Annotated in this window: 10 protein-coding genes; 7 read left to right on the forward strand and 3 right to left on the reverse strand. The window is 61.3% G+C overall.

Translation table 11 applies throughout. The features are described from left to right. Positions 1–16: 16 nt before the first annotated feature. Entirely contained in the window at positions 17–388 is a 372-nt protein-coding gene (locus PKE98_RS10350; protein ID WP_271195196.1) for a response regulator transcription factor, read from the forward strand. A 62-nt stretch (positions 389–450) separates the two neighbouring features. On the opposite strand, the gene PKE98_RS10355 is transcribed toward PKE98_RS10350, so the two are convergent. Beyond that, entirely contained in the window at positions 451–2,019 is a 1,569-nt protein-coding gene (locus tag PKE98_RS10355; RefSeq protein WP_271195197.1) for a PAS domain-containing sensor histidine kinase, read from the reverse strand. A gap of 110 nt (positions 2,020–2,129) precedes the next feature. On the opposite strand from PKE98_RS10355, the gene PKE98_RS10360 reads away from it, so the two are divergent. Together PKE98_RS10360 and PKE98_RS10365 are read left to right on the forward strand one after the other, a co-directional pair. Continuing rightward, positions 2,130–2,420, forward strand: a complete 291-nt coding sequence (locus PKE98_RS10360) for a Rho-binding antiterminator (RefSeq protein ID WP_271195198.1) — start codon at positions 2,130–2,132, stop codon at positions 2,418–2,420. 102 nt (positions 2,421–2,522) lie between these two features. Continuing rightward, positions 2,523–3,140 carry a cysteine hydrolase family protein gene (locus PKE98_RS10365; RefSeq protein WP_271195199.1) on the forward strand — a complete coding sequence of 206 codons (618 nt, stop codon included), beginning with the start codon at positions 2,523–2,525 and terminating at the stop codon, positions 3,138–3,140. Between the two features lie 27 nt (positions 3,141–3,167). Here the strand turns inward: PKE98_RS10365 and PKE98_RS10370 are convergent, their stop codons facing one another. After that, on the reverse strand, positions 3,168–4,067 hold the full coding sequence (locus tag PKE98_RS10370) for an AraC family transcriptional regulator (RefSeq protein ID WP_271195200.1): 900 nt from the start codon (positions 4,065–4,067) through the stop codon (positions 3,168–3,170). A gap of 425 nt (positions 4,068–4,492) precedes the next feature. On the opposite strand from PKE98_RS10370, the gene PKE98_RS10375 reads away from it, so the two are divergent. Beyond that, positions 4,493–4,843, forward strand: coding sequence for an antibiotic biosynthesis monooxygenase family protein (locus PKE98_RS10375; RefSeq protein WP_271195201.1), 351 nt, complete (start codon positions 4,493–4,495; stop codon positions 4,841–4,843). Here the strand turns inward: PKE98_RS10375 and PKE98_RS10380 are convergent. Further along, a complete protein-coding gene (locus PKE98_RS10380; RefSeq protein WP_271195202.1) occupies positions 4,822–5,772 on the reverse strand; it encodes a LysR family transcriptional regulator in 951 nt (316 codons plus the stop codon). The two genes, PKE98_RS10375 and PKE98_RS10380, sit on opposite strands and share 22 nt — an antisense overlap. Positions 5,773–6,140: 368 nt before the next feature. On the opposite strand from PKE98_RS10380, the gene PKE98_RS10385 reads away from it, so the two are divergent. From PKE98_RS10385 to PKE98_RS10395, 3 genes are all read left to right on the forward strand, one after another. Continuing rightward, a complete protein-coding gene (locus PKE98_RS10385) occupies positions 6,141–8,540 on the forward strand; it encodes a TonB-dependent receptor (RefSeq protein WP_271195203.1) in 2,400 nt (799 codons plus the stop codon). 39 nt (positions 8,541–8,579) lie between these two features. Then, complete coding sequence (locus PKE98_RS10390; RefSeq protein ID WP_271195204.1) at positions 8,580–9,488, forward strand: TauD/TfdA dioxygenase family protein; 909 nt, start codon at positions 8,580–8,582, stop codon at positions 9,486–9,488. 67 nt (positions 9,489–9,555) lie between these two features. Then, complete coding sequence (locus PKE98_RS10395) at positions 9,556–10,449, forward strand: TauD/TfdA dioxygenase family protein (protein ID WP_271195205.1); 894 nt, start codon at positions 9,556–9,558, stop codon at positions 10,447–10,449. Positions 10,450–11,035: the final 586 nt, after the last annotated feature.

Below are 11,035 nucleotides of genomic sequence, written 5' to 3' on the forward strand. Positions count from 1 at the left end.
ACGCGTGGCAACCACTGTGACCCAACCTCCACTGATTTCAGTGATCGACGACGACGAATCGCTGCGCCTGGCCACCGCCAGCCTGCTGCGCTCCATGGGTTACGCCACCGAGTGTTTTGCCCATGCCGAAGCGTTTTTCGGCGCTGGCGACACCGCGCGGTTTGCCTGCGTGATTAGCGATATCCAGATGCCGGGCATGGATGGCATCGAGCTGACCCGGCGCCTGTTGGCCGCCGATGGTGGGCGCAAGGTGATTTTGATGACCGGGCGCGGCGAGCAGGCATTGTTGCGCCAGGCGCGGGCGAGCGGGGCGGTGGGGTTGTTGCTCAAGCCATTTGAAGTAGAGCTGTTGCTGGGCTGTGTGGGCGACGCGGTCAATCAGGGGTGACCACCGACCGTGCGTGCAGTCGCCCGCTCACCCTAGCCCTCTCCCTGAGGATTGATCGCAGCTCACCCCAACGAAACGATAAAACACGCACCTGCGCCTTCGTCGTTTCTCGCCTCAATCGTGCCGCCCAACCCCTCGACAATCGTCCGACAAATCGGCAACCCCATGCCCATGCCGCTGGCCTTGGTGGTAAAGAAGCTCTCAAACAAACGCGGCAGGTGGTCTTCGGCAATGCCGGGCCCGCTGTCCTGCACCCGCAACTCCACGCGCCCGTCGGTGCCGGCTCGGCTGCTCACCATGATCAGACGCTGCGGGCTGTCGGCCATGGCCTGCATGGCATTGACCAGCAAATTGACGATGACCTGCTGCAGCAAGGTGCGATCGGCCTGAACTCTGGGCAAATTGGCGGTGAGCTTCAGCCGCACCTCCACGCCCTGGGCTTGCAACTCATGCCGCAAAAACTGCACGGCTTCCTTGACCACGTTGTTCAGCAGTTGCGGCGCCTGCTGGGGCGCCTGGTGGCGGGCCATGTCGCGAATCCGCGCAATGATGTCGGCCGCCCGACGCGCATCGGCCACCATGCGCTCAGCGAGGGTACGCACTTCTTCGGTATTGGGCATGGGCCGATTCAGCCAGCGCAGCCCGGCCGCGCCGTTGGTGACGATGGCGGCCAGGGGCTGATTGATTTCATGGGCGATGGAGGCGGTCAGCTCACCGAGCATGGACACCCGCGCCGCGTGCATCAGCTCGGCCTGCATACGCTCCAGTGCGGCGAAGGCGTGGTTGCGCTCGGACAGATCGATTACCCCGACCATCAGAATGCCTTTTTTCATGTTCTCCGGCGGAAACGAGGCGGTAAACAGGGCATCGAACTCACGGCCTTCAATGGTACGCAGGCGGGTTTCCTTGGCGTAATGCTGCTGGCGTGACACCGCCGCGACAATGCTCTGGGCAAATACCTCGCTGCTCGCTTCTGGCCAGAAGGGCTCTACCGATTGCAGCAACTCGGCCTTGTTGTCGCGGCCGAACAGCCGCACGGTCTGTTCGTTGACATCCATCACCTGGGTGCGACGCATCATCTCGCGCACCAACTGCGGGTGCTCGGCAAAGTGCGCTGCCAGGTCTGTCACGCCAGCGGCAAACAGCTGACGCACCATGCCGCCGACGGGTGTGAAATCCAGCTCCCAGAATGAAGCGGCCATGGCCTGAAACAGATTGCGATAGCGGTACTCGCTATCGGCCAGGCTTTGTTCGATGGCTTTGCGGGCGCTGATATCGCGGCCGATTTCGACGATGCCCAGTGCCTGGCCCCGAGGATTTTTGTGCACCGACCAGCGCGCATCGATCAACACCGGTTGGCCGCTGGCCGTAACCCGGCAGAGCTCGCCGTCCCAGCGCCCCGTGGCAGTTACTTGCTCCTCCAAGGCTGCTAAACCATCGGGATGTGCAGAACCCAGCAATTCGTGCGCGAGCTGGCCCAGCGCCTGCTCGGCAGGCCAACCGTAAAGCGCGGTGCAGGCCGAATTCCAGTAACGGATACGGCCATCGAGGTCGCGCACGAAAATGCTTTCGTGAATCAGCTCAAGCACGTCAAGGCCAGGGCCGGACTCGATTGACTGGGCATCGCGCATGGGTTTTTCCGGGTGCCGAAAACAAAGGGTGGCAAGGGTATAGATCAGCACGTCACACTCGGCAAGACAACCCGCTACGCTGCTTTAACCGCGCGATGGAGACCCCGCACATGACCAGCCCCGAAGGCCACTACCAACCCTTGAGTTGCGACCTGTACGACTACCTGGAAATGGCCTGCTTGTACCAGTACCGCTTGCTCATCGAAATGGTCGAAGGCGGGCAATTTGAAGCCCGCGCGCTCGACACCCGCACCAATGCACAGAAGGAAGAATATCTGCAGGTGCTGGTGGATGACGAAAAGGTTGAACTGCGCATTGATCGTTTGCTGGCCATTACGCCGCTGAACGAGAAGGCCAAGTTCGGCCGGGTGGAATTGGCGGGGCTGTACTGCTCAACGTGAGGGTTATACCTAGGTGTGAGCCGTGCATGCCGATAGACGATAGGTCGGCGGGCCAGCGGGGTAGATGATGGCGCCGTCCCTCACGCGCCACTGGAGCCTGTCATGTCCGCCACCACCTATCCTGCTGAGCACACAGCCCTGTTGCTGGTCGACCCCTACAATGACTTCCTCGCCGAGGGCGGAAAACTCTGGCCGCTGGTAGCGGACGTCGCCCAGAGCGTGGGCTTGCATGCCAACCTGAAGGCCGTTATCCAGGCCGTGCGTGCCAAGCCCTTGCCCGTATTCATCGTGCCGCACCACCGCGCCGAACCAGACGAATACGCGGGCTGGGATCATCCCACGCCTTACCAACTAGGGGCGTCCAGGGCTCAGGTGTTTGCCAAGGACAGTTGGGGTGGCGAGTGGCACCCCGACTTCGCCCCGCAGCCGGGCGACACTATCGTCAAGGAGCACTGGGGCGGCAGCGGATTTGCCAATACCGACCTGGACTTTCTGCTTAAGCAAAAGCGCATCACTCATGTGATTCTGATCGGCCTGATCGCCAATACCTGCATTGAAAGCACCGGTCGGTTTGCGGCTGAGCTGGGGTACCACGTAACCCTGGTGCGCGACGCGACCGCGGCGTTCAGCCACGAGCATATGCACGCCGCCCACACGTTGAACGCACCGAGTTATGCCCATCAGGTGGTGACCACCGCCGAGTTGTTGGCTGTGCTATGACAAGCGCTCTCGTCAGCCTCTGCAGGGTCAGGCGATATTTTTCAGCCGCGCCAGATCCTTCAACGGCGGCGCCCCGAACAGCCGGCGGTATTCGCGACTGAACTGCGAGGGGCTTTCATAGCCCACCCGATAGCCGGCCGCCGCCACTTCCAAGCCTTCGCTCATCATCAACCGTTGCGCTTCCTGTAGACGCAGTTGCTTCTGGTACTGCAGCGGGCTCATGGCAGTGACGGCTTTGAAGCGGTGGTGCAGGGCGGACACACTCAGGTTGGCAATCCGCGCCAATTCTTCAATGCGCAGAGGTTTGTCGAAGTTGGCGTTAAGCCATTCGATGGCGCGGGTAATGCGGTGCGATTGGCTGTCGCACAGGGCGATTTCGATCAATTGCTGTCCTTGCTGGCTACGCAGCAGGCGGTAGTAGATTTCCCGTAGTGCTAGCGGCGCGAGCATGGGAATGTCACGCGGCGTGTCGAGCAGGCGGGTCAGGCGCAGTACGGTGTCGAGCAACGAGGTGTCGATGCGGTCCAGGTACATGCCACGGCTGGCTGGCCGCGCGGGCAAACCGACCGGGCCAGCGTCGCTGATCATGCGGGTGATCTCCGCCGGGTCCAGGTCCAGGCGCAGGCACAGGTAGGGTTTGTCGGGGCTGGCTTCGGTGACTTGCCCGGTGACCGGCAGCGTGACCGACACCACCAGGTAATTCAGCGCGTCGTAGACAAAGCTTTCACCGGCCAGATGCACCTCTTTACGCCCCTGGGCAATGATGCACAGGGCCGGTTTGTGCACCCCGCGCGAGATGGGCGTGGGCTGGTCGAAACGGATCAGGCTCAGCGGCCCGATCTCGGTTTGCAGGGCACCTTCGGTGGGAGCGAAGCGCTCGATCAACATGGCCAGTTCGTTTTGCCGTTGTTGTACTTCGATTTCCATAAGAGCCTCCGCAAGAGCACCGACCAGGATGGTGCGCAGCATGCTCACGCGCGCGGCGGATTGCCAGAGTCGCGCGGCGCTTTGTGCAGGATTAGGCAAGCATAGGGCAGGATCGGATAAATGCGCCGCAAGCCAACCCCGGCATGCTGGGCGCCCGGCCAAGCAGGGAAGGGCAGCAGTGCAGGATTAGGCAAAAGGAAAGCAGGAAACGGATAACCACCGCGTACGTCGCTGGGTAATCTGAAGCAGAACGCACTCAATGGCTCTGCTCCCCTCTGCCCGCTTGCGGGAGAGGGGCCGGGGGTGAGGGTTCTACCGGGCCAGTACCATCTGCCCCGAACCCCTCACCCTAACCCTCTCCCCAAGGGGGCGAGGGGACTGATTGAGCGACACTTCTATTTTCTGACTTTCAAGGAGAAGGACTCATGTCTGAGCAAGTCAGCACGCTGGTCTTTATCAAAGCCAACGATGGCCCCCGGGTCTGCACCGAACTGGAAAACCGTCTGCAGCAGCTTGTCAGCCAATCGCTAGGCGAACCCGGTTGCCTGGCCTATTCGCTGCAACGGTCCCTCACCGACCACCACCTATGGTTACTGCAAGGCACCTGGCAATCGACCGATGCGCTGAATGCTTACCTGTGCCAGCCGCCGCTGCAAATGCTCGGCGGGCTGCTCAGTGAGCGTCTGGTGGTCGAGATGGACTTGCACACCTTCAGCGGCGCGGTGGCGCAGGTCGAGGCCGTTACCTCCAGCCCTTATGCGCAGGCATTTGCCTGATTGGCCTGATAACGCGGCGGCCGCTCCAGCTCGCCATCCACCTCGACAATCATGGCAATCATCGCCCGCGCCGCGGCTGATAGCCGGTAACCGGCACGGCTGACAATCCCGCAACGGGCTTGCAGGCTTTCGATATCGGTCGGCAGGTTGCGCCAGTACAGCGGCACCAATTCACCGCGCTGTAACTCCAGGCCGAAAGCTTCTTCGGTACCAATGCCGATGGCGTCGGTACGCCGCACGATGTCTACCAGCGCCGGGATATGCTCGCAGGTTACGCTGGGGTCGAAGTCCGTGCGCCCGCTCAGGTTGGCGAGAAACTTGCGCGCGCGTGCAGGGATTTTCGGCGTGGCGATGGGGTAGTCGAACATGTCGTTGGTGGACAGGCTTTCCTTGGCCAATAGCGGGTGCCCTGGGCGGCAGAAGAACATGCCACGGCGCGGGGTGAGCGCCTGGGTCTGGAAATTCGGGTCGGCTTCAAAATGGCTGATGTCGGCGATGAAGAACTCGATTTCGTCGCGCGCCAGGCTACGTCCCAGCTTCTCCCAGTTATCCACCTCAAAGCTCAGGCTCACTTTCGGGTGCTGCTGTAAAAAACGTGCCACGGCATTAGGCACCAACCGTACGGCCGGGGCCGGGCCGCAGCCGAAGCGCAGGTCACCGGCGTCCAGCTTGGTCATCTGGTCGATTTCACTGCTCAAATTCGCCGCGCCTTGCACCAGGCGCAACGCATGCTGCAACACCACCTGGCCCTCTGGCGTGGGGCGTAAATCCTTGTTGCCACGGTCTACCAACGCGCAACCAAATTCCTGCTCCAACCCTTGAATGCTGCGGCTGAACGCTGGCTGGGTAATGCCGATGGCATCGGCTGCGCGCACAAAACTGCGGTGCTCAAGCAGCGCGATAAAGTAGCGCAGTTGTCGGAGATCCATATGCTTTCCTGGCATTGAAAAAATAAGTCGAAGGCATTTGCCGCTGTATGGGTGACGGTTTTAAATGCAGGCTCTTATTCCGTCAACACAGCATGTTTGTATTGGTTAGAACATAAACGAATATGAATATGGCGACGTGCACAAGGGGAGCCGGCATGGCGAAGCGATATAGCAACGAGCACCAACGCCGAGCGCATCAGCGCATGTGTTGTCACGCCTAACGAATAGTCAGACGTAGGCCGCGCGCCGCACGTACTGGCCAACAAAAACCAAACCGTTTTTTTCGAGCACCACGATTGCGTGGTGGGGGATCGTTTTGCCCGCAAAAACCAAAAGCGCGGCGAACGAGCGAATAAGGATTCAACCCGATGCGTTCAACCAGCAACCCGTTCAAACCGCGCTTGGCGCGCCCACTCGATGTGCGCCGATTGGCGACACCCGACTATGCCCTGACCCTGATTCTGGCTCTGAGCAGCGCCGGCCAATGGAGCAGCGCCTGGGCGGCCGAGGAAACCGAGGCCGAGGCAGCCGCCACCGCGCCAGCGACCACTGATGCCAAAACCGATACTGAACTGAAAAAAGTCGTCGTTACCGCCCGCCGCCGCGAAGAAGACGCCCAGGACGTGCCCACGCCCATCACCACCCTCAGCGGCGCCACCCTGGAAACCCAGCGCATCTACCGCGTACAGGACCTGCAGCAAGTGCTGCCCAGCGTAAATGTGGCCTTTATTCATGCCCGCCAGTCCAGCGTGGCGGTGCGCGGCATCGGCAACAACCCGGCCAGCGACGGCTTGGAAGGCAGCGCGGGTATTTACCTGGATAACGTCTATCTGGGGCGTCCGGGCATGGCCGTCTTCGACATGCTCGATATCGAGCAGATCGAACTGTTGCGCGGCCCGCAAGGCACCTTGTTCGGCAAGAACACCACGGCCGGCGTACTCAACATCAGCACGAAAAAACCGACCTTCAGTCCCGAGCGTACGGTGGAGGTATCCGGCGGTGAAAATGGCTACTTCCAGGGCAAAGGCACCGTCTCCGGTGGGCTGACCGAAACCCTGGCCGGGCGGCTGTCGGCCTACCGCACCCGCGACGACGGCTACACCCACAACCTCTATAACGGCGACGACCTCAACGGCGGCGAGCGCCAGGGCGTGCGCGGCCAGTTGCTGTTCCAGCCCAACGACGATTTCAACCTGCGCTGGATCAACGACTACAACGAAGAAGACTCCAGCAACGGCACCATGATTCTCTACGGCGTGACCGATCGCTATCGCACCCGCGCGGCGCTGGCCGGCGCTTCACCGGTGTACGACCGCGACCGCCAGGTGGTGAACATCAACAGCCGTCAGAACGTCAGCGTGCACCAGGGCGGCAGCTCGGTGGAGGCCAACTGGAACCTCAATGGCGGCTACACCCTGACCTCGGTCAGCGCCTACCGCTATTGGCACTTCACCCCGGCCAACGATGAAACCCTCAACGTGTCGGCCATCAACAACACCGGCGTGGAAGTGCATGACCGCCAGTTCTCCCAGGAACTGCGCCTGGCCTCGCCAACCGGTGGCTTCTTCGACTACGTGGTGGGTGCCTATGTGTTCAATCAGAACCTGGGCAACAAGACCTTCACCGACTACGGCGACCAGGCTGACCGTTTTCTCCTTGGCGCCAACCTGAACGCCTTCAACAACGTCTACACCAAAGCCAACGGCAAGATCGAAACCGACAGCTACGCCGCCTTCGGCCAGGGCACCTTCCACTTCACCGACCGCCTGGACCTGACCCTGGGCCTGCGCGGCACCTATGAAGAGAAAGAAGCCAAGGTCGAGCGGTTTGCCCCCGAAGGCGGCCTGACGCCGATCGGGCCGGGCGGCGTCATTCGCCAGAACCAGTTGGGCGCGTATGACTCGGGGGAGCTGAACCAGCACAACGCGGCACCGTCGGGCCTGATCAGCCTGAGCTACAAGTTCACCGATGATGTGTTGGGTTATGCGAGCCTGGCGCACGGCGAGAAATCCGGTGGGGTAAACCTGGCGGTGGCCAGCGCGCCAACCGCCGGCGCCGACTCGTTGCTGGTGGGCCCGGAGCGCGCTAACGATGCCGAACTGGGCTTTAAAAGCACGCTGCTGGACCGCCGCCTGCTGCTAAACGCCAACGTGTTCTGGACCGGCATTCACGGCTACCAGGCCACCACCTTGTATCAACCGCCGGGCAGCCCCAGCGTGGTACAGGTGCTGGCCAACGCCGGTAGCGTGCGCAGCCGAGGGCTGGAATTTGAAGCCACCGCACTGCTTACCCGTGGCTTGACGGTCAACGTCAACGGTTCCTACAACGACGTCACTTACCTGTCGTTTGAAAACGCGCCGTGCCCAGGAGAGGTTTCCACTGCGCCGAGTGCCCCGGCCAGCTGCGACCTGACGGGCGAACGCGTGGTCGGCGCCTCGAAATGGATCGGCAACGTCAACGGCGAATACAAATGGCAGCTTGATGGCGGCATCGAGCCCTACGTCAACGCCAGCTACGCCTACCGCTCCGAAGCCGAGGGCACGCTGGATAACTCCGACCTTTCGAAAATTGACGGCTACGGCCTGGTCAACCTCTCCACCGGCGTGCGCGCCGACGTGGGTGACGGCCAGCTGGACGCCTCACTGTGGCTGAAAAACGCCACCGACAAAGAGTACTACCTGAGCGCCTTCGCCTATATCAACGGCGCTTACACCGCGTCGGTGGGCCAACCCCGCACGGCGGGTGTGACCCTGCGTTACGACTTCTGACCCACGCCTGAACCCCGAGAAAAAACAGAGGAAAAAACCATGAGCAATGCAGCACTCGCCACCCCACTCAATAGCCCTGTACAACTGGATATTCGCCGTGTTGCCGGCCGTATCGGCGCTGAAATTCGCGGCGTGAAACTCTCCGCCGACCTGGACGCCGACACCGTCGCCGCCATCCAGCAAGCGCTGGTGGAACACAAAGTTGTGTTCTTTCGCGGCCAGACTCACCTGGACGACGTGACCCAGGAAGCCTTCGCCAAATTGCTCGGCGAGCCGGTCGCCCACCCGACCGTGCCGGTCGTCGACGGCACCCACTATCTGCTGGAACTGGACTCGGACAAAGGCGCTCGCGCCAGCTCCTGGCACACCGACGTGACCTTCGTCGACGCTTACCCGAAGGCCTCGATTCTGCGTTCGGTGGTCGTGCCTGAATACGGCGGCGACACCACCTGGGCCAACACCGCGACCGCCTACGAACACCTGCCAAGCGAGCTGAAGGAACTGGCCGACAAGTTGGTGGCCGTGCACAGCAACGAATACGACTACGCCGCCATCAAGCCCAACGCCCAGCTCGAAGCCGCCGAGCATTACCGCAAGGTGTTCACCTCCACCGTGTACGAAACCGAGCACCCGGTAGTGCGTGTGCACCCGGTGAGCGGCGAGCGCAGCCTGTTGCTGGGCCACTTTGTAAAACGCATCAAAGGCTATGGCGCGGCTGACTCGGCGCACCTGTTCAACTTGCTGCAAAGCCATGTGACTCGCCTGGAAAACACCGTGCGCTGGACCTGGCAAGTAGGCGATGTGGCCATCTGGGACAACCGCTCCACCCAGCACTACGCCGTGGACGACTACGGCACCCAGAAGCGCGTGGTCCGTCGCGTCACCCTGCAAGGCGAAGTGCCGTTCGGCGTTAACGGCCAGCGCAGCCAGACCATCAAGAAGGCCTGAGTTCCAGCGCCTTGAAACCCTATAGCCCGCCGCCAACGGCGGGCCAGTTGAACCGGAGAACTGCAATATGAGCCAAGCTGCCACCACGTTGCGCCAGGCCCCACCAGCCTTTGCCATCGTGCCGTTGCACAATGAGGCCCTGGGCGCCGAAGTCCATGGCCTTGACGCCCGCGAACCGCTGCTGCCTGCCCAGGTGTTGGCGTTAAAACAGGCGCTGCGTGACCACCACATTCTGATCTTCAAGAATCAACAACTGGACGACCGTCAGTACCAGGACTTCACCAGCTACTTCGGCTCGGTGTTCCAGCCGCATCCGGATTTTCCGGTGCTGTCGTCCAATGCCGAGGGCAAGGCGCCAACCATTGTGCGCGTCGCCAACACCGAAGGCGGCGAACTGGGCAACTTCGCCTTGCCCGCCCACAGCGACCACCAATGGACGCCGACACCATCAGCCGGTTCGTTGCTCTATGCCCTGCAAGTGCCAAGCACAGGCGGGGAGACCAGCTGGACCAACCTGGCCCTTGCTTACGAAACGCTGCCGGAAGAAACCAAGGCGGAAATCGAAGGGTTGCGATTGATCAACTACAACCCCTTTGTGCGTATCAAGGCCGGTGGCTACGGCGGCAACTTTGTGACCTACCGTACGCCTGATATCGAACCGATTCAGGGCACCGAACACCCGCTGGTGCGTACCCATCCCGAGAGCGGCAAGCGCTTGCTGTTTCTTAGTGTGCATACCGAGGTGGAGATTCCTGGGTATGACCCGCAGAAGGGCAAGGAGCTGATAGGGCGGCTGCGTGAGCATCTGCAGAATTCGAAGCTTTACTACACGCATAAGTGGCAGGTGGGGGATATCGTTTATTGGGATAACCAGGCGACCTTGCATGCGCGTAATGCGTTTGATGCCAAGGAAGTGCGTAATCTCAAGCGGATTAGTTTGGCGGGGAGTCGGCCGTTCTAGTGTGTGGGGAGGGTTGCCGGTTTCGCGCGGCGCTTTTATAGGGTGGGTTTCTGGCGGTCGGTGATTTTCTTCGTTACCGCGTGCGCTGGGCGTTTTGTTTCGCGCCTTACGCGCGAGTTTCTTTTTCCAGTCGATGAAAAAGAAACCAAAAAATCTTGCCCCTACCTGGGCCCTACGCTTCGCTTCGGGTTCCCTCACTCCGTCGTCGCTCCAGGGGCCGGGCTGAAGGGCCATCCATGGCCCTCATCCCTCTCCGCGGCTCCCGGCCGCTACGACCCCTTACACAACGACTCCACTCGGCCTGGCGCTCAAGGGGCAGGTAGATCACAAGCGGTAGATCAAAAGCCAGATCAACAGCCCCTCACCCCCGGCCCCTCTCCCGCACGCGGGCGAGGGGTGACGTTTGGTCTCGATCCCGTAGGAGCTAGCTTGCTAGCGAACCCTGCAAACGCAGGTCGCGAATCACCTTTTCCAGGGTTCGCCAGCAAGCTGAACTGGCCTAATGATTTTGGACACTTCACTCGGGCGCTATCATGGCGCCCAAATCTGAGGTGTTTTGAATGCGTAAATCCTATTCAGGTGAGTT

The organism is Pseudomonas turukhanskensis (genome assembly GCF_027922365.1).
GTDB lineage: Bacteria > Pseudomonadota > Gammaproteobacteria > Pseudomonadales > Pseudomonadaceae > Aquipseudomonas > Aquipseudomonas turukhanskensis.